The organism is Pseudomonas sp. B33.4, from assembly GCF_034555375.1.
GTDB lineage: Bacteria > Pseudomonadota > Gammaproteobacteria > Pseudomonadales > Pseudomonadaceae > Aquipseudomonas.
Window position 1 is genome coordinate 2580705 of record NZ_CP140706.1, and the last position, 25850, is coordinate 2606554.

Consider the following 25850-nt stretch of genomic DNA (forward strand, 5'->3'; position numbering starts at 1 on the left):
TTTGCCATCCGGTGTGTGTTGAACAAACGATAAAAACGGTGAACAAACCTGCATCGAATGCATGTTACTCGCAAATTCCTGTAGGACAGTCCGGCACACTCATGGGATGCTTTGCGCCTTGTCAGTGGTTTTCGAGTGCCTTGATATGAAACGCAAAATGCCCGGCCTGAACGCGCTCAAGGCGTTCGAAGTGGCCGGCAGCACCGGCAGTTTTACCCGCGCCGCCGAGTTGCTCAATGTCACCCAGAGTGCGGTCAGTCGTCAGGTGCGGCAATTGGAGGAACAGCTCGGCGAGAGCCTGCTGGAACGCCGTCACCATCATCTGGAATTGACCGCTGCCGGCAAGATTCTCCTGCGGGCGCTGCACCAGTCGTTCGACAAGATCGAGCTGACGGTGCGCAGCATTCAGCAGAAAACCCACTCCAACCGATTGCACATCAATGCACCGCCGACCTTTACCAGTCGCTGGTTGATGCCGCGTCTGGGCCGACTGCGCGAGCAACATCCCGAGCTGGAACTGAGCATCACCACGCGCTTGCAGGACAGTCTGGCGGAAACCAGCACGCTCGATTGTGCGATTCGATTTGGCAATGGCGAATGGGACGGTCTCGACAGTTCGCTACTGGTTCAAGAGCGCCACATCGCCGTGTGCGCGCCATCGGTGTATGCCCGCGAGAGTGGCGAGCAAGGCATCGACCTCAATCGCCTGACGTTACTCCACGTTCTGGCCAGGGAAGACCAGCGCTACCTGACCTGGAATCACTGGCTCGACGCGGCGCGCATTACCGGGGTGGATACCCAGGGCGGTTATGAGTTCGATCTGCTCGATCTGGCGATTCAGGCGGCGACCGATGGCCTGGGCATCACCATCGCCGACTGGCACATGGTCGCGGCGGAACTGGCCAGCGGGCAGTTGACGCAAGTGCTGAATGTACATGTGGAAGGTCATCAGTCGTACTGGCTGGTGACCCGGCCGGAGCAGACGGATATGCCGCAGTTGCAGGTTTTTGCTCAATGGCTGCAGGAGGAGATCTGGCTGGCGCAGCGCCAGTTAGAGCCTTCGACCGCTGCTATCTGAATCAGCCCGGATTCCCTTGTAGGAGTGAGCCTGCTCGCGATGGCGATGTATCAGCGAAAAATAGGTGGCTGACACACCGCCATCGCGAGCAGGCTCACTCCTACAGGGGATTTGTGCCGATGCGGGGGTAACCTGCATTTTTCGAATGTTTAACCGCCCGATAAATCGTTTGTTCAACCCGCCATCGATGACAAGACTGGTGGCATTGATAAAAACAAACGATGGGCGATGCACATGCGAACCGAGCGAAATTTTGTTAACGGCCAATTCATCGAGCCTGCCAGCGCGGCGCTGATCGCGGTCTACAACCCGGCCACCGAAGCGTTGCTCGGCCATGTCTCGGGTGCCACCGCCGAGGAAGCCACCGCAGCGGTCGATGCGGCGGCAGCGGCGCAAAAGGTCTGGGGCAAACTCACCAGCATCGAGCGCGCCGAACATCTGCGAGCCTTTGCCGCTGCGTTGGAAGATCGTGCCGAAGCCATCGGCAACGCACTGGCCGCCGAGTCTGGCAAAAGCGTCAGCGATGCCAGCAACGAAGCCCGTTATGCCGCGCAGATCACTCGCTACCACGCCGAATGGGCGCGGCGCATCGAAGGCGAGATCATCCCCAGCGACAGCCCTGACGAAAACCTGTTTTTGCACCGCGAGCCGATCGGCGTCGTTGCGTGCCTGATCCCGTTCAACTACCCGGTTTACACGTTGCTGCGCAAAATCGCCCCGGCGCTGATTGCCGGCAACACCGTGGTGGTGCGCCCAAGCAACAACACACCGACCTCGGCATTCGAAATTGCCAAAGCGGTGCAGCAATCGGGCATGCCGGCCGGTGTGATCAATATCCTGACCATGGATCACGCCACGGCGGCGGCCGTATGCACCCATAAAGCCGTGGGCCTGATTACCTTGACCGGCAGCGTCAACGCCGGGCGCATCGTTCTCGATTATTGCAAGGCCAACATCGCCAAGCCGTCGCTGGAACTGGGTGGCAAGACCCCGGCGATCATCGAAGCGGATGCCGACCTGGGTGCGGCCGCGACAGCAATCATCGCGTCGAAAACCACGCATTGCGGCCAGTTGTGCACGGCGGTCGAGCGCGTCTATGTGCAGGAAAGCGTCTACGACCGATTCCTCGCGCTGCTCAAGGCGAAAATCGCTGAAGTGAAATTCGGCGACCGCGCCATCGACGCCAGTCTGATGGGGCCACTGGTCAATGCCAGTTCGCAGCAGAACATTCACGCCATGGTCGAGCGCGCCATCGCTGACGGCGCAATCCTCGAAAGCGGTGGCGTGTTGCCGCAAGGATCGGGGCATTTCTACCCGCCGACGCTGCTCAGCGGTTGCCGTCAGGACATGGAAATCGTCCAGGAAGAAATCTTCGGCCCGGTGCTGCCGGTGCTCAAGTACCGCGACATCGACGACGCGCTGGCCATGGCCAACGACCATCAGTTCGGCCTGTCGTCGGTGCTCTACACCGAGAACTACCGCACCGCGCAGAAAGTCGCCAACGCCATCGAGGCCGGCGAGTTGTACGTCAATCGCACCCCGGCTGACCCGTATCAGGGCTACCACGCCGGCTGGAAACGCTCCGGCCTGGGCGGCGATGACGGCAAGCACGGCATGCTCGAATTTACCCAGACCCGACTCGTGGTCATGAAGTACTGATCCGCCGCTACACGCCTCACGCTACACCTATAAAAACAATTATCAGGGGCGCCCGGAGCACGGGTTGCCCGAGGTCACTTCAATGTCCAAGCATGCATCCTCTGCTGCCGCTGTTCAGGGTTCCGATTCGGCTGTGAAAAGCCAGAGCGACAAGGGAAGTCGCTATTTTCAATTGATGTTGCTGGTGCTCGCTGCCGGCGCGATCTATCCGATTCTGTACCTGCGTCAGGTCTATCAAACGACCATGCTCGAGGTGTTCCAGATCAACCACAGCGAGCTGGGTTATCTGTACTCGATGCTAGGCACGATCTTCCTGCTCAGCTACTTGCCGAGCGGCTGGCTGGCCGATCGCATTGCACCGCGCTTTCTGATTTTCTTCTCGCTGGTGGCCACCGGTGCCTTGGGCCTTTGGTATTCCACTGCGCCGTCGATGACCGGGTTGATGATTATCTTCGGCTGCTGGGGTCTGACCACCGGTCTGACTTTCTGGGCCTCGGTACTCAAGCGCGTGAAGATGATTGCGCATCACACCGAGCAGGGCCGGTTCTTCGGCATTCTCGACGGTGGTCGCGGCTTGGTTGAAGCGCTGCTGGCGACGGTCGCACTGGGCTTGTTTGCCTTCGCCACTGAGACCCGTGGCGAGTCGACAGCCGAAGGCTTCAGACATGTGGTTTACCTGTACGCCTTCACTTGTATCGCCATCGGTTGTCTGCTGGTGCTGATCAAGGACCCGAAGTCGATGGAAGACACGCCAGCGGTGGAGAAGGGCAAGTTCAATCTGCTCGCCGACCTGACCACGCTGGTGAAAATCCCTGAGCTGTGGCTGGTCACCGCCATCGTGTTCTGCGGTTATCACATCTTCTGGGCCACCTACAGTTTCTCCGACTATCTGCAAGGCAGCGGCATGACCGCCGTCATGGCTGGCACGATTACCACGATCAAACTCTGGATGCGTCCGATCGGTGGCATTGGCGGCGGCTGGCTGGGTGACAAGTTCTCGAATATTTCGGTGCTGATCGTCGCGCTGTTGCTGGCGAGTCTGGCGATCGTCGGGCTGATCGTGTTCCCCGCGCTCAACAGCATCGGTCTGTTGATCGCCACGGTGATTTTCATCGGCCTGATGACTTATGCGATTCGTGGTCTGTACTGGGCGATTCTCGACAGTTGCAACATTCCGCTGCGGATCACCGGTCTGGCCATCGGCATCGTCTCGGTGGTCGGCTACATGCCGGATGCCTTTATTCCGCTGATCAACGGCTACCTCACCGAGCACTTTCCCGGTGCCCTCGGCTACAAGCTCTACTTCGGCTACATCGCCACTATCGGTCTGGTCGGCACCCTCGCTGCCGTGACCCTGCGTGCCCGAATCAATCGTCAATCTTCGAAAAAAGCAGGTGCCTGAGATGAAAATCATCGCCCTTGAAACCCATATCGTTGCCGTACCGCCACCGCACATCGGCGGTATGTACTGGCTGTTCGTCAAGCTCAAGACCGACTGCGGAATCGAAGGTGTCGGCGAGATCTACGCCGCGACCTTTGGCCCGAAAGCGATGCTGCCGATCATCGAAGACGTGTTCGAACGCTACCTGCTCAATCATGATCCGCACCACATCGAACGTTTCTTTCGCCAAGCCTATTCCAGCGGATTCACCCAGCGTCCCGACCTGACCATGATGGGTGTGGTCAGCGGTCTGGAGATGGCCTGCTGGGACATCATCGGCAAAGCGGCGAACAAGCCGGTGTACGAACTGCTCGGTGGCAAGGTCAACGAACGCCTGCGTTCCTACACCTACCTGTACCCGGTCAACAGCCGTGGCGAGTACGACTACGACGACCCGGATCTGGCCGCCGAGTGCGCGATCGAGAACATGAACAAAGGCTTCACCGCCGTGAAGTTCGATCCGGCCGGGCCTTACACCGCGTACTCCGGGCACCAGATTTCCCTGGAAGTGCTGGAACGCTGCGAAACCTTCTGCCGCAAGCTTCGTGAAGCGGTGGGCGACAAGTGCGATCTGCTGTTCGGCACCCACGGGCAGATGGTGCCGTCGTCGGCAATCCGCCTGGCCAAGCGCCTGGAGAAATACGATCCGCTGTGGTTCGAAGAGCCGGTGCCGCCGGGTCAGGAAGAGGCCATGGCGCAAGTCGCGGCGAAGACCAGCATCCCGATTGCCACTGGCGAACGCCTGACCACCAAGTACGAATTCTTCAAGCTGTTGCAGGCCGGCGGTGCGTCGATTCTGCAGATGAACGTGGCGCGCTGCGGCGGCCTGCTCGAAGCCAAGAAGATCGCCAGCATGGCCGAAGCGTATTACGCGCAAATCGCCCCGCATCTGTACAACGGACCGATTGGTGCGGCGGCGAGTTTTCAGTTGGCGACCTGTACGCCGAATTTCCTGATTCAGGAAAGCATCGAGACCTGGGGCGGCTTTCACGCCGAAGTACTGACCAAACCGTTGCAGTGGGAAGACGGCTACATCATTCCGTCCAGCGAGCCGGGTCTTGGGGTCGAGCTGAACATGGACGTGGTGCGCCGGCATTCGCCGTACACCGGTGAGCGGCTGCACTTGCAGATGGCGCCGACCCCGGTGGATGTGAAAGACACCTCGCCAGCTCGCGGCTGACACGGCAGGCGCAGTTCCTGTGGGAGCGAGCCGAATTTTGTATAACGACTTACGCGGTAACCGTGCATGACATACGACTACATCATCGCTGGCGCTGGCGCCGCTGGCTGCGTGCTGGCCAACCGGCTCTCGGCCACGGGCAAACACACCGTACTGTTGCTGGAAGCCGGCGGCAAAGACAGCTCGCTGTGGTTCAAGATCCCGGTCGGCTTTGCCAAAATGTATTACAACCCGACCTTCAACTGGATGTATTACAGCCAGCCACAAAAGCAATTGGGCAACCGCGAAATCTACGCCCCGCGCGGCAAAGTGCAGGGCGGTTCCGGGTCGATCAACGCGATGATCTACGTGCGTGGTCAGGCTCATGACTTTGATGACTGGGCCGCCAATGGCAACGACGGCTGGGGCTTCAAGGATGTGTTGCCGTACTTCCGCAAACTGGAAAACCATCCGTTGGGTGACAGCGAATATCACGGTGGCAGCGGCCCGATCAGTATTACGCCGATGAAGGGCCAGACTCACCCGATCTGCGATGTGTTTCTTGAGGGCTGCTCGGAACTCGGCTATCCGCGCAGTGAAGATTTCAACGGGGCAAAGTTCGAAGGGGCGGGTCTCTACGACGTCAACACCAAGAACGGTCAGCGCTGCTCCAGCAGCTTCGCGCATCTGCATCCGGCACTGAAGCGGCCGAACCTGACCGTCGAGCATTTCGCGCTGGTGGATCGGGTGTTGTTTGATGACGCGCAACAACGTGCGACCGGGATCTCGATTACTCAGCATGGTGTGGTGAGAACCTTCACCGCACGCAAGGAAGTGATCTTGTGTGCGGGTGCCGTCGACACGCCGAAAATTCTGCAATTGTCCGGCGTGGCGGACAGCGCGTTGCTGGCCAGGCACGGCATTCCTCTGGTCAGACACCTGCCGGCAGTGGGGCAGAACCTGCAGGATCACCTGTGCGCCAGCTATTACTACAAGGCCAATATCCCGACGCTCAACGATGAACTGAGTTCGCTGTTCGGTCAGTTCAAACTCGGCGTGAAATACCTGCTGACGCGCAAGGGCGCCCTGGCCATGAGCGTCAATCAGGCCGGTGGTTTTTTCCGTGGCGACGCGCAGCAGAATCATCCGAACCTGCAGCTGTATTTCAACCCGCTGTCGTACCAGATTCCGAAAAACAACAAGGCCAGCCTCAAGCCCGAGCCGTATTCCGGCTTCCTGCTGTGCTTCAATCCGTGCCGGCCGACCAGTCGTGGGCATATCGAGATCGCCTCGAAAAATCCCCGGGATGCGGCGCTGATCGATCCGAACTACCTGAGCACGCAAAAGGACATCGACGAGGTCATTCAGGGTAGTCGTCTGATGCGCAAGATCATGAACGCCCCGGCGCTCAAGAGCATCACGGTAGATGAGGTTTTACCGGGGCCAGCGGTGGAAACTGACGAGCAGATGTTGCAGTACTTCCGCGATAACTGTGGCTCGATCTATCACCTCTGTGGTTCGTGCGCGATGGGCGCTGACGAGCAGACGTCGGTGGTCGACAAGCGGCTGAAGGTGCACGGTTTCGACGGGCTGCGGATTGTTGATGCGTCGATTTTTCCGAATGTGACCTCGGGCAATACTCACGCAGCGGTGTTGATGGTGGCGGAGAAGGGCGCGGATCTGATTTTGCAGGATGCGTAATGAGTGGTGACAGTTGCGCGCGAGGGTTTTCAGCGATGTGCACTAGGCTTTTGAGGGGCGGTCGGTAGTCAGATCGACCGGTCTTTCAAGGAGCCTCGGATCATGGATGATCTGGTCAAAGAAGTTATTCCGCTGTTGCAGTACCTGATTCCCGGGTTTTTGTCGGCGTGGATTTTTTATTCGCTGACGGCTTTCAAACGACCCGATACGTTTGGGCAGATCGTGCAGGCGTTGATTTTTACGTTTGTGATTCATGGGGCGGTGCTGGCGGTTGGGGCTATCTGCTTGTGGATAGGCGCGAAGGGCTTTTCTCTCGGGAAGTGGGATGCTCGGGCTGAAACCCTTTGGGCATTTGTTTTCTCGTTGGCGCTTGGAATCTTCGCGTGCTATCTGGCCACCAGCGACAGGATGCATGCGTGGCTACGTAGTAGAAATGTAACGAAACAATCTTCTTACCCCAGTGAATGGTTCAGTATTTTCGCTCAGCACCATCGTCTCATCACCCTCCATTTGAACGATGAGAGGCGCGTTTTTGGCTGGCCTGTGGAGTGGCCGCCGGAATCCGACAGTGGTCAGTTCGTGATGCAAAATCCCTGTTGGCTGGATGCCGACGGAACAGAAGTGCCTTTTGGCGCTGAGTTTTTGCTGATAGATTCCGGGAAAGTCAAATGGGTAGAGTTCGGCCCGAAATCGGAGGTTTCGTCATGACAGCCAGAGCACCGCAACCAATGCCAGAATGGGTGGCGCGTCGGTATACGAAAGATGGCAAGCCAGTGGCAAATGCGCAGCCTAGAGCACCCAGTGCTCCACCACCGCTCAAGAGCTAGCGCCTTTCAGCCCCACCCCTCAGCCACCGCCCGGCGAATCGCTTCCAGCAACATCGCAAACGCCGGGTTGTCGTTGTTCTCCCGCCAGATCAGATGCAGCTCGCTCTGCACCCCTTCGCCCAGATCGATATCGCGAAACACCACATTTCTGAACACCACACTGGTCGCACAACGCGGCACCAGCGCCAGACCCATGCCCGCATTCACCAGTGCCAGAATCGTCAGCGACGACCCCAGCCACTGCACGTAATCCGGTGCAACCCGGGCCGAGCGCAGCATGCCGGTCAGCAGTTCGTTGAACGGCGGATAAGCGGCGTGGGAATACATCAGAAATGGCTGCTTATCCAGATCGCTTACGGCCACTTCAGCCGCGCTCGCCAATGGATGACCACTCGGTACCGCCAGTACAAACGGCTCGCGCACCAGACATTCAGTGGCATATCCCGGCTCGAGTAATGGCGCACGGGCGATGCCCAAATCGATGCGTCGCGCGCGCAGGGCTTCGTGCTGCTGGTAAGTGTTCATCTCCGACAGATCGATTTTCACCTGCGGCTGTTTCAGTCGCGCCTCGGCGATGACCTTGGGCAGAAACTCATACACCGCGCTGCCGACAAAACTGATGTTCACCGACCCGATGTCGCCTTCGGCAAACCGTCGAGCGGTGACCGCCGCTTGCTGCGCGCGCTCCAGCAGGTTCTGTGCTTCGATGAAAAAAGCCCGGCCGGCTGCGGTCAGCGCGACGCTGCGGGTGCTGCGGGTAAACAGTTCGACGCCCAAGTGATGCTCAAGCAACTGGATCTGCCGGCTCAGTGGCGGCTGCGTCATGTTCAGTCGCTCGGCGGCGCGGCGAAAGTTGAGCTCGGTGGCGACAGTGGTGAAGCAGCGCAGCTGGGTCAGTTCGAACATTGATCTAATCCGGGTATCAATCGAATGCCAAGTTAGATTAGACGGGATCAATGATCGCCGTCCATGATCGATCCAACGCTTTACGCCATCCCTAAAAAAACAAGATCGGGAGTCGCCCCTTGAAAACCCTCCAGAGTCCGCTGGACGTCACGGTACTCGCCCGTGCCGCCGCCAAGGTCAAGCGCCACGTGCTGCCGCTGTTCGTGGTGATGTTCATCGTCAACTACATCGATCGGGTCAACATCGGTTTCGTGCGCAGTCACATGGAAACCGATCTGGGCATCGGCGCGGCGGCTTACGGCCTCGGCGCCGGTTTGTTTTTTGTGGGCTACGCACTGTTCGAAGTGCCGTCCAACATGCTTCTGCAGCGTTACGGCGCACGGGTCTGGCTGACACGGATCATGTTCACCTGGGGCGCCGCCGCCATGGCCATGGCGTTTGTCAGAGGTGAAACCAGTTTCTATGTGCTGCGCTTTATTCTCGGCGCGGCCGAGGCGGGGTTCTTTCCGGGGATCATTTACTACTTCACGCAGTGGCTGCCGGCCTCCGAGCGCGGCAAGACCATGGCGGTGTTTCTCAGCGGTTCGGCGATTGCCTCGGTGATCTCCGGCCCGGTCTCCGGTGCGCTGCTGCACATCAGCGGGTTGGGCCTGCACGGCTGGCAGTGGATGTTCTTGATCGAGGGCGCGGCGTCGGTGGTGCTTTGCGGGTTTGTCTGGTTCTGGCTGCAATCGCATCCGCGTCAGGCCAAGTGGCTGAGCGAAGAAGAGCGCGAAGCGCTGGTGGCGGCGATTGCCGAGGAGCAGCGTGCCCGTGAGGCGGTGCAAGTTTCCAAACCGTCGATGTTCAAGCTGTTGGCGGATCGGCAGATTGCGCTGTTCTGTTTCATCTATTTCTCCATTGCCCTGACCATTTACGGCGCGACGTTCTGGCTGCCAAGCATGATCAAAAAGATGGGCAATCTCGGCGATTTCCAGGTTGGCCTGCTCAATTCGATTCCGTGGATCATTTCGATTGTCGCCATGTACGGCTTTGCAGCGATGGCCGGTAAATGGAAGTTCCAACAGGCGTGGGTCGCACTGACGCTGGTGATCGCGGCCATCGGCATGTTCATGTCGACCACTGGCGGGCCGATTTTCGCCTTCGTCGCGATCTGCTTCGCCGCCATCGGTTTCAAGGCAGCGTCGGCATTGTTCTGGCCGATTCCGCAAAGCTATCTGGATGCGCGCATCGCCGCTGCGGTGATCGCGCTGATCAACTCTATCGGCAATCTCGGTGGTTTCGTCGCACCGACTGCATTTGGTTTTCTCGAACAAACCACCGGCTCTATCGAGGGCGGCCTGTATGGCTTGGCTGGCACGTCGCTGATCGCAGCGGTGGTGATCTTCTTCGCCCGCACGGCGCCTGGCGCGAAAGGTGAAAACCTCGCAAAGCCGCATGAGGTCACCGCCGTTGTCGCGACGGCCAGCCCGGCTGCGAGCCATTGAATTGATTGTTGATCCGTCAGGAGCGTTATCTTGAAAATCACCCGTGTCACCGTGACCCCGATTGCCTTCCGCGATCCGCCGCTGCTCAACGCCAGCGGCATCCACGAACCCTTTGCGCTGCGCTCGATCATCGAGATTGAAAGCGACAATGGCTACATCGGCCTCGGCGAAAGCTACGGCGATGCCCCGGCACTGGCGATCCAGCAGCAGTTGCAGTCTCAGCTGATCGGCCTTGATCCGTTCAACCTCAACCAGTTGCGCGCGATCGTGCAGGCCACCGTTGCCGCCAATAAACCTGCTAGCATTGCCGGTGCCGAACTGGCGCCCGGTTCCCACGCCAGCAAAGCGGTGAGCAATGCCTACTCGGCGTTCGAAGTGGCGTTTCTCGATTTGCAGGCGCATTACCTGAATGTGCCGCTGGTGGACCTGCTCGGCGGTGCTATTCGTGATGAAGTGCCGTTCAGCGCCTATCTGTTTTTCAAGTATGCGCAGCATGTCGATTCGCCGTACAAACCGGACAACTGGGGCGAGGCGCTCAGCGAGCAGCAAATCGTCGCGCAGGCTGCGCGGATGATTGAGGCGTACGGTTTCAAAAGCATCAAACTCAAGGCCGGCACGTTGCCGCCGGAGCATGAGGTGGCGTGCATCAAGGCCTTGAAAAAAGCCTTCCCCGGTTATCCGCTGCGCATCGATCCGAATGGCAACTGGTCGCTGGAAACGTCTATTCGCATGGCCGAATTGCTCGGCGATGATCTGCAGTATTACGAAGATCCGACCCCGGGCCTCGACGGCATGGCCGAGCTGCACAGACGCACCGGCCTGCCGCTGGCGACCAATATGGTGGTCACCGACTTCGACGAGTTCCGTCGCAGTGTCGCGCAGAACAGCGTGCAGATTGTTCTCGCCGACCACCATTACTGGGGCGGCCTGCGCGACACGCAGACGCTGGCGAAGATGTGCGATGTGTTTGGCCTCGGCGTGTCGATGCATTCCAATTCACACCTGGGCATCAGCCTGATGGCAATGGCGCATGTCGCGGCGGCGGTGCCGAATCTGGATTACGCCTGCGACACCCATTACCCGTGGCAGGAGCCGGATGAAGAGGTGATCAAGGGTGGCAAGCTGCCGATTGTCGACGGCTGTGTGAAGATCACCCGGGCGCCGGGGCTTGGCCTGGAGCTGGATCATGACCAGTTGGGCAAGCTGCATGATCAGTATCTGACGTGCGGGATTCGCCAGCGTGATGATGTGCGGCAGATGCAGCGGTACAAGCCGGACTGGAGGGCGGTTAAGCCGAGGTTTTAAGGTGTCTGAATTGACGCTATCGCGAGCAGGCTCACTCCTACAGGGAAACGCATTCCAACTGTAGGAGTGAGCCTGCTCGCGATTGGCGTCCTTACAACGTTTCTACCAGCCAATCCCGAAACGCTTTGAGCGATGGCAGATTTTCATTACGCGGTGGATACACCAGGTAATAGCTGCGCCGACTGGTAATCGGCTCGCCAAGTTGTAGCAACTCGCCGCTGAGCAACTCATCCTCCACCAGAATCCTCGGCACCAAACCGACACCAATATTCGCCCGCACCGCCTGAATCAAGTGCGAGGTCATTTCAAAGCTCGGCCCGATGCGCATGCTGCGGTGCGGCAAACCGTGATGGCTGAACCATTCCGCCCACGCTTGGGCATTGCTGCTGACGTTGAGCAGCAGTTGCCCGGCAATCTGTTGTTCGGCGTCATTGCGCTCGGCGTCAGACAGCTGCGCACTGGCGATCACCACCAGTTCTTCAGTGTGCAAGGGCAGGGCGGTCAGCCCTGGCCATTCACCGCCACCGACGCAGATCGCCGCATCGATTTCGCTGGTATCGAAGTCGATTACGCCGATACGCGAATGCAAATGCACGGTCATGCCCGGGTGCGCGGTGTAGAAATCCTTGAGGCGCGGTAGCAACCATTTCGAACCGAACGTTGGCAGCGTCGCCAGGCGCAAGCTATGAATGCCCGAGCCAAACGCCATCGCCTGCAAGGTCGCGCTGCGAATCTGCCCCAAGGCTTCGGCGAGTTCGCGCTGATACATGCGCCCGACATCGGTCAGCACCACTTGCCGGCCTTCACGGCTGAACAAGCGCATGCCGAGCATTTTTTCGAGAATCTGCACCTGACGGCTGACTGCACTTTGCGTCAGCGACAGTTCGTGGGCTGCGCGGGTGTAGCTTTCGTGACGCGCGGCAGCCTCGAAAGCCAGCAATAACGACATGGAAGGGGTGAGCGTGCGCGGATTCATTCGTAAAAGTCATCAATAGCGGGTCGAATTTACGGTTGTCCCAGCGTCTTCCAGCAATGAACATGGGCACCATGAGATGGCGGAGCCTGACGCAATCATTCGTTGCGTACAACTGTTCACCGCCGCACGGCCCGATTTGACCGAGATAACCTGACCGATGATTGCCCAGCTGTCCCCCGCCAAAGCCCTGACCAGCGATTACCAGCAGTTCCTCAAAGCCCTGAAGACCAGCGGCTTTCGCGGTGAAATCAGCGCCGATTACGCCAGCCGCGTGGTGCTGTCGACGGACAACTCGATCTATCAGCGTCTGCCGCAAGCGGCGGTATTTCCGCTGGATGCCGATGATGTGGCGCGGGTGGCGCGACTGATCGCCGAGCCGGCGTACCAGCAAGTGGTGATTACTCCGCGCGGCGGTGGCACCGGCACCAACGGCCAATCGCTGACGGACGGCATCGTCGTCGATCTGTCGCGGCACATGAACCGCATCCTCGAAATCAACGTGGAGCAGCGTTGGGTGCGCGTGCAGGCCGGGGTGGTCAAGGATCAGCTCAACGCCGCGCTGAAATCTGCCGGGCTGTTTTTCGCCCCGGAACTGTCGACCTCCAACCGCGCGACCGTCGGCGGCATGATCAACACCGATGCCAGCGGCCAGGGCAGTTGTACCTACGGCAAGACCCGCGACCACGTGCTCGGACTCGACATGATCCTGCGCGGCGGCGAACGTCTGCACGCTCAGCCCCTGGAAGAAAACGCGCTTGAAGCACTGTGCGCCCGCGAAGATCGTGTCGGTGAAGTCCATCGTTGCGCGCGGCAGATCATTGATGAGCAGGGCGAGCTGATCAAGGCGCGTTTTCCCGATCTCAACCGTTGCCTGACCGGTTACGACCTGGCGCATCTGCGTGAGGCGGACAACCGTTTCAACCTCAACAGTGTGTTGTGCGGTGCCGAGGGTTCGCTGGGGTTTGTCGTCGAGGCGCGGCTGAATGTGCTGCCGATCCCCAAACACACGATGCTGGTGAACATCCGCTACGCCGGGTTCATGGACGCGTTGCGCGATGCGCGGGCCTTGATGGCGCTCAAGCCATTGTCGATCGAAACCGTCGACTCGAAAGTGCTGTTGCTGGCGATGCAGGACATCGTCTGGCACGGCGTCGCCGAGTATTTCCCGGAAAGTGCCGAGCGCCCGACGTTGGGTATCAATCTGGTCGAGTTCTGCGGCGACGATCCGGAGGATTTGCAGCGCCGGGTCGAAGCGTTCGTCGAACACCTGAGCCGCGATCAAACCGTTGAGCGCCTGGGTCATACCCTGGCGGTCGGTCACGCGGCAGTGAACAAGGTCTATGGCATGCGCAAACGTGCGGTGGGTCTGCTCGGCAACGTCGCCGGGGAAGCGCGGCCGCAGCCGTTTGTCGAAGACACCGCCGTGCCGCCGCAACACCTGGCCGAATACATCGCCGAGTTGCGCGACCTGCTCGACAGCCACGGTTTGCAGTACGGCATGTTCGGCCACGTCGACGCGGGCGTGTTGCACGTGCGGCCGATTCTCGACATGAAAGACCCGCAGCAAGCGGCATTGGTGCGTCCGGTGTCCGATGGCGTTGCCGCGCTGACTCAGCGTTATGGCGGCCTGTTGTGGGGCGAGCACGGTAAAGGTCTGCGCTCGGAATACTCACCGGCATTCTTCGGCGAGTTGTATCCGGCGCTGCAAGCGCTGAAAGCTGCATTCGACCCGTTCAACCAGTTCAACCCAGGCAAAATCGCCACGCCGGCCAACACCGACGCGGCGCTGCTGAAAATCGATGAAGTCACTTTGCGCGGCGAACTTGATCGGCAGATTGACGAAAAAGTCTGGCAAAGCTACGGCGCTGCCATGCACTGCAACGGCAACGGCGCCTGCTACAACTTCGATCCCAATGACGCCATGTGTCCGTCGTGGAAAGCCACCCGCGAGCGTGCGCAGTCGCCCAAGGGCCGCGCCTCGTTGATTCGTGAGTGGCTGCGTTTGCAGGGCGAGGCGGGCGTTGATGTATTGTCCGATGTGATTCGCCAACCGGCATTTTTCAGCTCGTTGTGGCAACGCTGGCGTAACAGTCGCTCGGCTTCTGCGGACTTTTCCCATGAAGTCTACGACGCCATGGCCGGTTGCCTGGCGTGCAAGTCCTGCGCAGGGCAGTGCCCGGTGAAGGTCAATGTGCCGGAATTTCGTTCGCGCTTTCTCGAGCTGTATCACAGCCGTTATCTGCGTCCGGCGCGGGATTATCTGATTGCCTCGCTGGAGTACAGCATTCCGTACATGGCGCGAATTCCGGCGCTGTACAACGGTTTGATGGGCGCTTCCTGGGTGCGGGGCCTGCTGGAAAGGTTCGGCGGCATGATCGACGTGCCGTTGCTCAGCCGCTTCGATTTTCACACTGCGATGCGTCGCTGGCAGGTGCAACCAGCTATGGTTTCGACGTTGTCGGCGCTGACCCCGGCGCAACGCGAGCGCAGTGTGGTCATCGTGCAGGACGCCTTCACGCGTTACTTCGAAGCGCCGTTGCTGGCGGATCTGGTCGAACTGATTTCACGGCTTGGCTATCAGGTGTATCTGGCGCCGTTCAGCGCCAACGGCAAGCCATTGCATGTGCAGGGCTTCCTCTCGGCATTCAACCGCGCGGCGTTGCGCAACGCTCGGCAACTGCGTGAATTGGCAGAGGTTGGCGTGCCGTTGTTGGGTCTCGATCCGGCGATGACCTTGGTGTATCGCCAGGAATACCTGAAAGTCCCCGGTATGCAGGATTGCCCGGAAGTGGCGCTGGTGCAGGAGTGGTTACTCAAGGTCATGCCGCAGCAGGCGCCGCAGGATGCAACCAAGTCGTTCCGGTTGCTCGCGCACTGCACCGAAAAAACCAACGCCCCGGCCGCAACCCGGCAGTGGGAGCAAGTGTTCGAACGTGCGGGTTTGAAGTTGGCCACACAAGCCACTGGCTGCTGCGGCATGTCCGGCACTTACGGCCATGAAGCGCGCAATCGCCAGACTTCGGCGGTGATCTACGAGCAGTCGTGGGCACGTCAGGTCGATGCGCCGGCAGAGCAGGGTGAAGCCTTGGCGACCGGTTATTCCTGTCGCAGTCAGGTCAAACGCCAGTCGGATCAGGCACTGCGTCATCCGTTGCAGGTGCTGCTTGAGGTTCAACATCGCTGAGGTCGTCGCCCGTGTCCTGGTCCCAGATCAGGCGCGGGTCGAAACTCATCGCCGCGAGCATGGTGAACACCACGACCAGGCCGAAAAACAGAATGCCCGGTCGCGGCTCGATATCGCCCAGCGCCTGAAACTTCACCAATGCTGCGACCAGCGCCACCACCAACACGTCGAGCATCGACCAATAGCCGATCAGCTCGACGAAACGGTACAGCTTCGAGCGCTCCTTGCGTGCCCAGGCGCTGTCGCGTTTTACCGTAATCAACAGCAGCGACAGGGCGACGAACTTGATTCCCGGCACCGCGATACTGGCGATGAAAATGATCAGGGCGATGTCCCACGCGCCGTGCTCCCAGAACTCCAGCACGCCGCTCATGATCGTGCTGTCGGCGCCATTGCCGAGCATCACCGTATTCATCACCGGCAGCAGATTGGCCGGCACGTAAAACGCCAGGGCGGCGAACATGTAAGCCCAGGTGCGCGTCAGCGAATTGGTCTTGCGCCGATGCAGCGGGGCGTCGCAACGCGGGCACTCGTGCGGCTCGTCGCTCATGTCGCAGGCCAGCCCACAGCTGTGGCACAGACACAGATTGAGCTCGCTGGCGGTCGGTGGTCGCTTCATAGAATGTCCCAGAGGTCGCGGATGTCGCGGCCGGCAATCCTGATCATCATCAAACTCAGTGCTGCCAGCGCAAACAGGCCGATGCCGGGCAACACATCGAGCAGTCCGGCGAGTTTGAACACCGCCACCATAGCGCCAAGCAAACATACTTCGAGCATGCTCCATGGGCGCAGGGTTTCCAGCCAGCGCATGCACACCTTGAAACCCGGCGCGCGTCGCGATGACAGGGCGAAACTCAGTACCCAGACCAGTAGCACCAGTTGGAATGCCGGGGCAATGATGATTGCAATGGCTGCAACCATGGCGATAAAGGTAATCGGCCCCTGACTCAGCGCCAGTACCGAATCCCACAGCGTCGCGCTGTTTTTCAGACCCTTCATGCTGATGCTCATCACCGGGTAGAAATTGGCGAAAAGCCACAGCACCGCCGCCGTGAACGTCAGGGCCAGACGCTGTTCAACGGTCAGACCGTTGAAGCGCTGCAGTACGCCGCCGCAACGCACGCACGAGGTTTTCTGGTGTTTGGCCAGCACGACTTTTTCGTACACACAGTCGCAGTGCTCGCAAATAATCAGGTGTTCGGTGTTGACCATGGACAACGCTCGACAGCAGGCCGCAAGGGCGCGGCAGACCTGATCACTATAGAAGCCTGAGCCTATTGGGCAACTTGCCGGGTCGAAGTTTTTCTGAGAATCACTTTCGTTTGAGCGTGGTTATTTGCTTTTCAGTGTTATAAGGTAACGCAAATTTTGGGGCGCCCCTTGCAGGCGCCAGCGGTTATCCCTTCTATTGCGAAACGCTCATGACGATTGTGCTTCCTCGTTCTGCCCCTTTGACCACCGGCCGGCTGCTGTCCATTGATGCCCTCAGAGGCCTGGTCATTCTGTTCATGCTGCTGGATCACGTGCGTGAAACCTTTTTGTTGCACCGGCAGGTCAGCGACCCGATGGACATCGCCAGTACGGAACCGACGCTGTTCTTCAGTCGCACCCTGGCGCATTTGTGTGCGCCGGTGTTTGTGTTGCTGACCGGATTGTCGGCGTGGTTGTTTGGCGAGAAGTACGCAGGCAAGGCCGACGTCAGTGCGTTTCTGTTCAAGCGTGGGCTGTTTCTGGTGCTGCTGGAATTCACCCTGGTCAACTTCGCCTGGACCTTCCAGCTGCCGCCGAACGTGATTTATCTGCAAGTGATCTGGGCGATCGGCTTGAGCATGATCGCGTTGTCGCTGCTGGTCTGGCTGCCGCGCGGATTATTGCTGACCTTGAGCCTGGTGATCATTGCCGGGCATAACCTGCTCGACGGCCTGCATTTCCCGGTGGAGTCAGCGCTGCATGTGCCGTGGGCGATTCTGCACGATCGCGGCTGGATCGAGGTCAGCGACAATTTGCGCCTGCGCACGTCCTATCCGTTGTTGCCGTGGATCGGCGTGATTGGCTTGGGTTATGCGATTGGACCGTGGTTCGCTCGCGGCGTTGACGCCGGTGTGCGTCAACGGCGCCTGCTGATCGCGGGTGGCGCAGGGCTGCTCGGCTTTGTCGCGCTGCGGCTGATCAATGGCTATGGCGAAAAACCATGGGCCGTGGGCGACACGTCGGTGCAAACCCTGATGGGTTTTTTCAACATCACCAAGTACCCGCCGTCGCTGCTGTTTATCGCGCTGACCGTCAGCGCCGGGCTGTTGTTGCTGTTGGTGTTCGAGCGTTTACAGGATCGTCGCTGGATTCGCGTTTTGACCGTGTTCGGTTCGGCGCCGATGTTTTTCTATCTGCTGCACCTGTACGCGTTGAAGGTGTTGTACCTGATCGGCGTGGCCCTGTTCGGGCTGAACCAGGGCAGCTATTTCGGTTTCTCTTCCGTGGCGGCGATCTGGCTGGCGGCGATCATTCTGGCGATCGGGCTGTTCCCGGCCGTGCGCTGGTTCTCGGCGTTGAAGGCCCGTCGCCGTGACATCGCCTGGCTGAAGTATTTGTAAGCAGCCGATTGTGGGAGCGAATCTTCTCGCGAAAGCGGTGGGTCAGTGGCAATTAAGCTGCGTGACTTACCGCCTTCGCGAGCAGGCTCGCTCCCACCGGTTTTTCCGGTGTCTGGATTACTTGCGATCCAGCCAAACGGTCTGCGCATTGCAGAACTCGCGCACGCCGAAGTGCGACAGTTCACGACCGAAACCGCTTTTCTTCACGCCGCCAAAGGTCACACGCGGATCACTGGCCGAGTAGCCGTTGATGAACACGCCGCCAGTGTCCAGTTCACTGGTCAGTTGCTGGGCCAGTGCCACGTTGGCGGTGTAGATCGTCGCGGTCAGGCCGAACTCGCTGTCGTTGGCCAAGGCCACGGCATGCGCGCAATCGCGGGCGGTGATGATCGAAGCGACCGGGCCGAACAACTCCTGTTTGAACGAGGTCATGCGGTCGGTGACGTCGGCCAGCACGGTCGGCTCGTAGTAGTTGCCCGGGCCTTCGGACTTGCCGCCGCCGAGCAGCAGGGTGGCGCCTTCTTCAAGAGTGGCGCGCACTTGCTGGTCGAGTTCATCGCGCAGGTCGAAACGTGCCATCGGACCGATGTAGGTCTCGGCGGACAGCGGATCACCGACCTTCAACTTGCGCGTGGCTTCGACGAACTTGCGGGTGAATTCTTCAACCACGCCTTCTTCGATGATCAGCCGTTTGGCTGCTGCGCAGACCTGACCGGAGTTCTGATAGCGACCAATGACCGCCGCTTGCACAGCTTCGTCCAGATCGGCGTCGTTGAGCACGATAAACGGATCGGAACCGCCCAGTTCCAGCACGCATTTCTTCAACGCGGCACCCGCCTGAGCACCGATGGCCATACCTGCACGGACGCTGCCGGTGAGGGTCACGGCGGCAATGCGCGGGTCGGCAATCGCGGTGGACACACCTTCAGGCGTGACGTTGATCACTTCAAAAACGCCATCGGCGAAACCGGCGCGGGTAAAGGCGTCGCGCAACAGATAGGCGCTGCCCATCACGTTCGGCGCATGTTTGAGCACGTAAGTGTTGCCGGCGATCAGCGCCGGAACGGCACCGCGCAGTACTTGCCAGATCGGGAAGTTCCACGGCATGACCGCGAGAATCGGGCCGAGCGGGCGGTACTCGATGCGCGCCTTGCCACCTTCAACCTGCGTTGGCTCAGCGTCGAGCATCGCCGGGCCATGTTCGGCGTACCACTCGCAGAGCTTGGCGCATTTTTCGATTTCGCCACGGGCCTGGGCGATGGGCTTGCCCATTTCCTGAGTGATCATGGTGGCCATGGCCTCGCTGGTTTCACGCAGCGCACTGGCGAGGGCGGTCAACAAGCGCGAGCGATCCTGCAACGGCTTGCGCTTCCATTTGCCGAAGCCGTAGGCGGCACGGGTCAGTGCGGCGTCGAGAGCGGCGGCGGATTCAAACGCGTAATGACCGATCTGCTCGCCAGTGGCGGGGTTGATCGAGATGGCGTGGGTCTGGCTGGAAATCTGGCTCATGGCATCGTCCTGCATGTTCGTCGGATGGGCCTAGAGTAGGGTGGTGTTTGTTTTCTGGAAACTGAATAATAAAGATCGTTTCTTTCACGATTGGAGAATGGCCGTGGATCTGGTGCAGCTGGAAATCTTCAAAGCCGTTGCCGAACACGGCAGCATCAGCGCCGCCGCCGCGCAGATCCATCGCGTGCCGTCGAACCTGACCACGCGGATCAAGCAGCTTGAGCAGGATCTGGGTGTTGATCTGTTTATCCGCGAGAAAAGCCGTTTGCGTTTGTCGCCAGCCGGGTGGAGTTTTCTTGAATACGCGCGACGGATTCTCGACCTGGTACAGGAGGCTCGGGCCACGGTGGCGGGGGAGGAACCGCAGGGCGCGTTTCCATTGGGTTCACTGGAAAGCACAGCGGCGGTGCGCATTCCCGAATTACTTGCGGCGTACAACCAACTGCACCCGAAAGTCGACCTCGACCTGTCCACTGGGCCGTCCGGCACGATGATCGATGGCGTGCTGTCCGGACGACTCGCGGCGGCATTTGTCGATGGCCCGGTGCTGCATCCGACGCTGGAAGGCGTGCCGGCGTTCGAGGAAGAAATGGTCATCATCGCCCCGATCAACCACGCGCCCGTCAAGCGCGCGGCGGACGTAAACGGCGAGAACATTTATGCCTTCCGCTCCAACTGCTCCTACCGTCATCACTTCGAAAAATGGTTCAGCACCGACGCTGCTGTGCCAGGCAAGATCTTCGAAATGGAGTCATACCACGGCATGCTCGCCTGCGTCAGCGCCGGTGCCGGCCTGGCGCTGATGCCGCGCAAAATGCTGCAGAGCATGCCGGGCAGCGCCACCGTGAGTGTCTGGCCGCTGACGGCGGATTTTCGCTATCTGACCACTTGGCTGGTGTGGCGACGGGGCACGGTGTCGCGCAGCCTGAGCATGTTTGTGCGTTTGCTGGAAGAGCGCGGGGTGGTGCGCGCAGATGCATGATCGCGTCTGCCGCGCACCGGATCGCCGTTATTGCCCGTCGACGCTGTGCGGCAGATTCAGCGGATTGCCTTCGCGCAACACCTCTGGCAGCAACTCATCGGGAAACCCTTGATACGCCACGGGACGCAAGAAGCGTTCGATCGAGGTCATGCCGACCGAGGTAAAGCGGCTGTCCGACGTCGCCGGAAACGGCCCGCCGTGCACCGTGGCGTACGTCACTTCCTGTGGATGCGCGAAAGCGTTGACGACGATGCGTCCGGTGCGGCGTTCGAGGATCGGCAGCAGGCGCCGCGCGAGTTCCAGGTCCGCATCTTCAAGGTGAATGGCAGCGCTGAGCTGTCCCCTGAACGAGCGGGCGACTGTCAGCAGTTCCTCGGCATCACTGACCGCCACCAGCAGCGCCGACGGGCCGAACACTTCGTGGGCCAGTGCCGGTTCGCTGAGCAAATGCTGCCCCTCGATTTCCAGCAAGGCCGCACGCCCGGCGAATGTGGCATCGGCCAGCGTGCCTGCCGCGATCACCTGCGCGCCGGCACCTTCCATTGCCATCAGACCCTCGACGTAGGCGCCATGAATGCCCGGCGTCAGCATCGTCCGCGCCGGTGCTTCGCTGACCCGTTTGCGCATGGCGCTGCGCAGCTCTTCGAACCCGGCACCACGAATGGCAATCAGGATCGACGGACACAAACAGGCCTGACCGACGTTGACCAGCATCCGTTCGATAAAGCCGTCCCCGATCTCGGCGCCGCGAGCCGCCAGCGCCTCGGGCAGGATGAAGGTCGGATTGACGCTGGTCATTTCGGTGAACACCGGGATTGGCTCGGGGCGCAATTGTGCGCGACGATAGAGCGCCATGCCGCCCTGTTCAGATCCGGTAAACGTCACGGCTTTGATCAGCGGATGATCGACCAGCGCTTCGCCAATGGCATTGCCGCCACCGCGCACCATCGAGAAAACACCTTCGGGCAAGCCATGCGCCTGCGCGGCTTTACGAATGGCCCGCGCCTGGATTTCCGAAGCGCCGGGATGCGCGTTGTGTGCCTTGAGAATCACCGGTGCCCCGGCCGCCAGTGCCGAAGCGGTATCGCCACCCGCCACTGAGTAGGAAATCGGGAAGTTGCTCGCGCCGAAAATCGCCACCGGGCCGATGGCGATTTTTTGCAGGCGATGATCCATTCGTGGGCGCGGCTGACGCTGGGGTTGCGTCGGGTCGATGGCCAATTGCAGAAAGCGGCCCCGGCGCACCACCTCGGCGAATTGGCGGAACTGTGTCGCGGCTCGCAAAGCTTCGCCCTCAAGCTGTGCTTCGGGCAGTCCGGTTTCCAGGGCCGCGCGTGCCGCCAGTTCGCTACGAACCTCATCGAGGTTGTCAGCGATGCTCTCGAGAAACGCGGCACGCTCGGCCAGCGAGGTGTGGCTGTAGTGGTCGAACGCGGCATCGGCGAGTGTTGCAGCCTGATCAACCTGGGCCGCACCGCCGAAAGCGAAGTCCGGTTCTATCCGTTGATCGGTGGCCGGGTTCAGCGCTTTCATCGTGCCTTCGGTGGCGGCAACATCCGCCGCGCCGATCAGCAAATGGCCGGTCAGACTCATTTCGCTTCACCCTGGGATTGGAGGTTGGCAATTAGTTCGTCAGTGCTGGCAATGACGTGAGCGAATGTCGGGCCGTTGAGTTCGTAGGCGGCGTGCATCATTTCTGCTTGGAAGGCTGCTGTCGCATCGCGGACCAGGGTGACGTGGTAGCCAAGTTCCGAGGCATAGCGCGCCGTGGCTTCGATGCAGGTGTTGGCCAGCAGGCCGACGATGATCACATGGGTGACGCCTTGTTGTTTCAGGCGAAAATCCAGATCAGTGTTGGCGAAACCACTGGAGCCCCAGTGTTCCTGAACCACGATATCGCCTTGCTTCGGCGCAAAATCCGGGTGCCATTCACCGCCCCATTCGCCACGGGCAAAATGATGCATGTGCATGATTTTGCATTGGGTCGGGGTCGGGTGATCCCAGGTTTCGTAGTCGCCTTTTTCCCAGCGGTGATGGGGTACGATGACCACCGGAATCTTCAGATCGCGCACCGTGCGGTCGAGTTTGCGCAGGTTATCGAGCAGGCCATTCTGTTCAGCCATCGGTTTGATCAGCGGGAAAATCTTGCCGCCGTCCGATAGAAAATCGTTGTACGGATCGACCAGCAGATAGGCGGTTCTGTCCAGCGGGTAGGGGGTATTCGACATGGCTGCTTGCTCCGGCAATGGGATTATCGGTGCACAGGGCTTGTCCCGGCATCGTGTAGATATGATAATCATAGTAACTGTAAAAGAGGCAAGCCCTGATGGCAGTAAACGATAGTCTTCCTGACACGCTGTGCCCGATCTCCCGGGCCGAGACGATCGTCGGCGACCGCTGGACCGTGCTGGTTTTGCGCGAGTTGTTCATGGCCAATCATCGTTATGACGAGATTCAGGCGCAGACCGGCGGTACGCCGCAAATGGTCGCCGCACGTCTGAAATGTCTGGAAGCGGATGGGCTGGTCGAGCGGCGCTTGTACAACGAGCGGCCGAAACGCTACGAGTACCACCTCACCGCGAAAGGCGAGGCGTTCTACCCGGTAATCATCGCGTTGCGGGCGTGGGGAGAAACCTGGTGCAAAACACCGGAAGAGGGACTGGCGGTGAACATGATCCACAGAGATTGCAACCACAACGCCGGCCTCGGGCCGCTGTGCGAGCACTGCGGCGAAGCGTTGCGTCGGGAAGATCTGATCAGCCAGCCACAAGCAGCCTACGCCGCCGAACGGCTGGCGCGGCGTGAAGCGTTCAAAGGCAAATAACCGCGATCACGGTGTGCCGTTTCGACCGTGCAGCATGTAGCCGGGGCGCTGGCTCAAACGTTCGTAATAGGCTTTCACTGCGGCAAAATCCGGGTGAGCCAATGGTGTTTCGAACCAGCGGTTCACCGACAGGCCAATGGGGATGTCCGCCAGGGAAAACTGCTCGCCGCTGACGTAGGCGCCGGTCTTTTCCAGTTGTCGGTCGAGGATTGCCATGGTCTTCGACCATTGCTCAATGCCGTTCGCCAGCGCGGCATTGTCCTGATAGTCGGGCGACTGGCGCACCAGCGACATGAAGGCGTACGACCACGAGCGATTCAGCTCCGACGCTTGCCAGTCGATCCACTGATCGACCCGCGCCCGGGTTTGCGCGTCAGTCGGATAGAGGTGCGAACCGTCATAACGTGTGGCCAGATATCGGATGATCGTGTTCGATTCCCACAAGGTGAAATCACCGTCCTGAATCACCGGCACCATGGCGCAGGGATTTAGCGCTAGAAACTCCGAATCGTTGGTCGATTTGAAGCCCGACCCCCAGTCTTCGCGCTCGAAAGGAATGTGCAATTCAGCGCAAGTCCATAGCACTTTGCGCACGTTGATCGATGAGGCCTTACCGAGGATTCGCAGCATTGGATTTCCCTTACCCAACAGTCGACAGGCCTACAGAAATACCACAGCGCAATTGAGAAGGCCCGCACAGTGCGGGCCTTCTTTTTCAGCGCATCAATCTCACAGACTGCCCGCCAGTTTGCCGCCCATCATCCGTCGACGGTAAGACGTGTCGCGATTGGCCAGCCAGAAATACAACGGCGAGGTCACCAACAATCCCACCAGCCACGACAAATCCGCACCGTTGATGTGTGCCGACACTGGGCCGACGTACAGCGGCGTGTTCATGAACGGGATCTGCACGGCGATGCCGATCGCGTAGGCCAGCAGCGCTTGCGGGTTGTAACGGCCGTAGATACCGCCATCGACCTGGAAGATCGACTGGATGTCGTACTTGCCTTTGTGGATCGCGTAGAAGTCGATCAAGTTGATCGCGGTCCACGGCACCAGCACCACCAGCAGTACCAGCACCATGTCGACGAAGTGGCCGATGAAGTCTTTCGAGGCGCCGACGGCGGCGAAGCAGCAGGCCAGCAAGACGATGATCGAGATCACCGCGCGGCTCTTGGCGGTGGGGATCCAACGGTAGGCGAAGGTCTGCACCAGGGTGATCAGCGACAGCACCGCGCCGTACAGGTTGAGAGCGTTGTGGCTGATCACGCTGAGCAGGAACAGCACCAGCATCAGCGGGCCAATCGAGCCGGTGGCGAGTTTCACCGCGTCCATGGTGTCCATGCCCACAGGCGTCGCAAGCACCGCGACGGCACCGAAGATGAACGCCAGGCTCGAACCCAGCGCCGAACCCAGATAGGTGGTCCAGAACGTCGACGAGACTTTGACGTCGGCCGGCAAGTAACGCGAATAGTCGGACACGTACGGCGCAAACGCGATCTGCCACAACGCCGCCAACGACACAGTGGCGAGCCAGCCGGACAGGTTGAAGCTGCCACGGGTGAGGAAGTCATCGGTTTGAATGTGGGTGAAGATGTAGCCGAAGCCGACAACGATGCCGATCCCCAACACCCAGGTGCCGATGCGGTTGAGCACGTGGATGAAGCGGTAGCCGATGATGCCGATGATCCCCGAGCCGAACGCACCGATGACGATGCCGACCGGTACCGGAACGCTGTCGACCACACCGTGCAGCGACTTGCCGGCCAGCACAATGTTGGAAGCGAAGAAACCGATGTACATGACGCCGGCAATCAACACCACCAACAGCGCGCCGAGAGAGCCGAATTGCGCACGGCTCTGGATCATCTGCGGGATGCCCATCTGCGGGCCTTGTGCCGAGTGCAGCGCCATCAGCACGCCGCCGACCAGATGGCCGACGAGAATTGCGACGATGCCCCAGACCAGATTCAAGTGAAACAACTGCACGCCCAGCGCACCGGTGACGATGGGCAACGGTGCGATGTTGCCGCCGAACCAGAGCGTGAACAGATCCCTGACCTTTCCGTGGCGATCTTCGGGGGGCACGTATCCTATCGTGTGTTTTTCAATCAGCGGAGCGGAGGATGCTGCAGGGGTAGCCATGACGAACTCCAAGGCAAGGATGAGTACGTGGACGTACTTCGGCAAGCGCCGGCACGGGCGGCGCATTTCTTGTTGA

Annotated in this window: 21 protein-coding genes; 12 read left to right on the forward strand and 9 right to left on the reverse strand. The window is 60.0% G+C overall.

The genetic code is table 11. From position 1 onward, the window contains the following. Positions 1 to 145: 145 nt before the first annotated feature. The 6 genes from U6037_RS11505 to U6037_RS11530 all read left to right on the forward strand — a co-directional run bounded on the left by U6037_RS11505 (position 146) and on the right by U6037_RS11530 (position 7746). Positions 146 to 1078, forward strand: coding sequence for a LysR substrate-binding domain-containing protein (locus U6037_RS11505; protein WP_322846826.1), 933 nt, complete (start codon positions 146 to 148; stop codon positions 1076 to 1078). A gap of 234 nt (positions 1079 to 1312) precedes the next feature. Beyond that, positions 1313 to 2737 (forward strand): aldehyde dehydrogenase, encoded by a 1425-nt coding sequence (gene aldA, locus U6037_RS11510; protein ID WP_322847310.1) that lies wholly within the window; start codon positions 1313 to 1315, stop codon positions 2735 to 2737. An 82-nt stretch (positions 2738 to 2819) separates the two neighbouring features. Further along, positions 2820 to 4139, forward strand: coding sequence for an MFS transporter (locus tag U6037_RS11515; protein ID WP_322846827.1), 1320 nt, complete (start codon positions 2820 to 2822; stop codon positions 4137 to 4139). A 1-nt stretch (position 4140) separates the two neighbouring features. Next, positions 4141 to 5358: a mandelate racemase/muconate lactonizing enzyme family protein gene (locus tag U6037_RS11520; protein WP_322846828.1), complete on the forward strand. Its 1218-nt coding sequence runs from the start codon at positions 4141 to 4143 to the stop codon at positions 5356 to 5358. 66 nt (positions 5359 to 5424) lie between these two features. Further along, on the forward strand, positions 5425 to 7038 hold the full coding sequence (locus tag U6037_RS11525) for a GMC family oxidoreductase (RefSeq protein WP_322846829.1): 1614 nt from the start codon (positions 5425 to 5427) through the stop codon (positions 7036 to 7038). A 102-nt stretch (positions 7039 to 7140) separates the two neighbouring features. Beyond that, a complete protein-coding gene (locus U6037_RS11530) occupies positions 7141 to 7746 on the forward strand; it encodes a DUF6338 family protein (RefSeq protein ID WP_322846830.1) in 606 nt (201 codons plus the stop codon). Positions 7747 to 7871: 125 nt separating this feature from the next. Here the strand turns inward: U6037_RS11530 and U6037_RS11535 are convergent, their stop codons facing one another. Beyond that, a complete protein-coding gene (locus U6037_RS11535; protein ID WP_242206255.1) occupies positions 7872 to 8771 on the reverse strand; it encodes a LysR substrate-binding domain-containing protein in 900 nt (299 codons plus the stop codon). 119 nt (positions 8772 to 8890) lie between these two features. Between U6037_RS11535 and U6037_RS11540 the strand changes: the two genes are divergently transcribed. Beyond that, on the forward strand, positions 8891 to 10258 hold the full coding sequence (locus U6037_RS11540) for an MFS transporter (protein WP_322846831.1): 1368 nt from the start codon (positions 8891 to 8893) through the stop codon (positions 10256 to 10258). A gap of 30 nt (positions 10259 to 10288) precedes the next feature. Beyond that, positions 10289 to 11563: a glucarate dehydratase family protein gene (locus U6037_RS11545; protein ID WP_322846832.1), complete on the forward strand. Its 1275-nt coding sequence runs from the start codon at positions 10289 to 10291 to the stop codon at positions 11561 to 11563. Between the two features lie 91 nt (positions 11564 to 11654). Here the strand turns inward: U6037_RS11545 and U6037_RS11550 are convergent, their stop codons facing one another. Continuing rightward, positions 11655 to 12539, reverse strand: a complete 885-nt coding sequence (locus tag U6037_RS11550; protein WP_322846833.1) for a LysR substrate-binding domain-containing protein — start codon at positions 12537 to 12539, stop codon at positions 11655 to 11657. A 157-nt stretch (positions 12540 to 12696) separates the two neighbouring features. Between U6037_RS11550 and U6037_RS11555 the strand changes: the two genes are divergently transcribed. Beyond that, on the forward strand, positions 12697 to 15723 hold the full coding sequence (locus U6037_RS11555) for an FAD-binding and (Fe-S)-binding domain-containing protein (RefSeq protein ID WP_322846834.1): 3027 nt from the start codon (positions 12697 to 12699) through the stop codon (positions 15721 to 15723). On the opposite strand, the gene U6037_RS11560 is transcribed toward U6037_RS11555, so the two are convergent. Next, the gene (locus U6037_RS11560) at positions 15656 to 16342 is read right to left on the reverse strand and encodes a paraquat-inducible protein A (protein ID WP_322846835.1); all 687 of its coding nucleotides are present in this window, start codon (positions 16340 to 16342) and stop codon (positions 15656 to 15658) included. The genes U6037_RS11555 and U6037_RS11560 overlap by 68 nt on opposite strands. After that, the gene (locus U6037_RS11565; RefSeq protein WP_322846836.1) at positions 16339 to 16935 is read right to left on the reverse strand and encodes a paraquat-inducible protein A; all 597 of its coding nucleotides are present in this window, start codon (positions 16933 to 16935) and stop codon (positions 16339 to 16341) included. Before U6037_RS11565 ends, U6037_RS11560 begins: the two co-directional genes overlap by 4 nt. Positions 16936 to 17144: 209 nt before the next feature. On the opposite strand from U6037_RS11565, the gene U6037_RS11570 reads away from it, so the two are divergent. Further along, positions 17145 to 18314 (forward strand): DUF1624 domain-containing protein, encoded by a 1170-nt coding sequence (locus U6037_RS11570; RefSeq protein ID WP_322846837.1) that lies wholly within the window; start codon positions 17145 to 17147, stop codon positions 18312 to 18314. Between the two features lie 117 nt (positions 18315 to 18431). Here U6037_RS11570 and U6037_RS11575 read toward each other — a convergent pair whose 3' ends face one another. Then, positions 18432 to 19823 carry an aldehyde dehydrogenase family protein gene (locus U6037_RS11575; RefSeq protein WP_322846838.1) on the reverse strand — a complete coding sequence of 464 codons (1392 nt, stop codon included), beginning with the start codon at positions 19821 to 19823 and terminating at the stop codon, positions 18432 to 18434. Positions 19824 to 19926: 103 nt separating this feature from the next. Here U6037_RS11575 and ptrR point away from each other — a divergent pair, with 103 nt between their 5' ends. After that, positions 19927 to 20805, forward strand: a complete 879-nt coding sequence (ptrR, locus tag U6037_RS11580) for a putrescine utilization regulator PtrR (protein ID WP_122600302.1) — start codon at positions 19927 to 19929, stop codon at positions 20803 to 20805. Between the two features lie 27 nt (positions 20806 to 20832). Here the strand turns inward: ptrR and U6037_RS11585 are convergent, their stop codons facing one another. Together U6037_RS11585 and U6037_RS11590 are read right to left on the reverse strand one after the other, a co-directional pair. After that, entirely contained in the window at positions 20833 to 22398 is a 1566-nt protein-coding gene (locus U6037_RS11585; protein WP_322846839.1) for an aldehyde dehydrogenase (NADP(+)), read from the reverse strand. Further along, the gene (locus U6037_RS11590) at positions 22395 to 23033 is read right to left on the reverse strand and encodes an isochorismatase family cysteine hydrolase (RefSeq protein ID WP_322846840.1); all 639 of its coding nucleotides are present in this window, start codon (positions 23031 to 23033) and stop codon (positions 22395 to 22397) included. Before U6037_RS11590 ends, U6037_RS11585 begins: the two co-directional genes overlap by 4 nt. A gap of 98 nt (positions 23034 to 23131) precedes the next feature. On the opposite strand from U6037_RS11590, the gene U6037_RS11595 reads away from it, so the two are divergent. Beyond that, positions 23132 to 23629: a helix-turn-helix domain-containing protein gene (locus tag U6037_RS11595; protein ID WP_322846841.1), complete on the forward strand. Its 498-nt coding sequence runs from the start codon at positions 23132 to 23134 to the stop codon at positions 23627 to 23629. A 6-nt stretch (positions 23630 to 23635) separates the two neighbouring features. Here U6037_RS11595 and U6037_RS11600 read toward each other — a convergent pair whose 3' ends face one another. Beyond that, positions 23636 to 24259, reverse strand: coding sequence for a glutathione S-transferase (locus tag U6037_RS11600; protein ID WP_322846842.1), 624 nt, complete (start codon positions 24257 to 24259; stop codon positions 23636 to 23638). Between the two features lie 99 nt (positions 24260 to 24358). Next, positions 24359 to 25774, reverse strand: coding sequence for a cytosine permease (locus tag U6037_RS11605; RefSeq protein ID WP_322846843.1), 1416 nt, complete (start codon positions 25772 to 25774; stop codon positions 24359 to 24361). Positions 25775 to 25850: the final 76 nt, after the last annotated feature.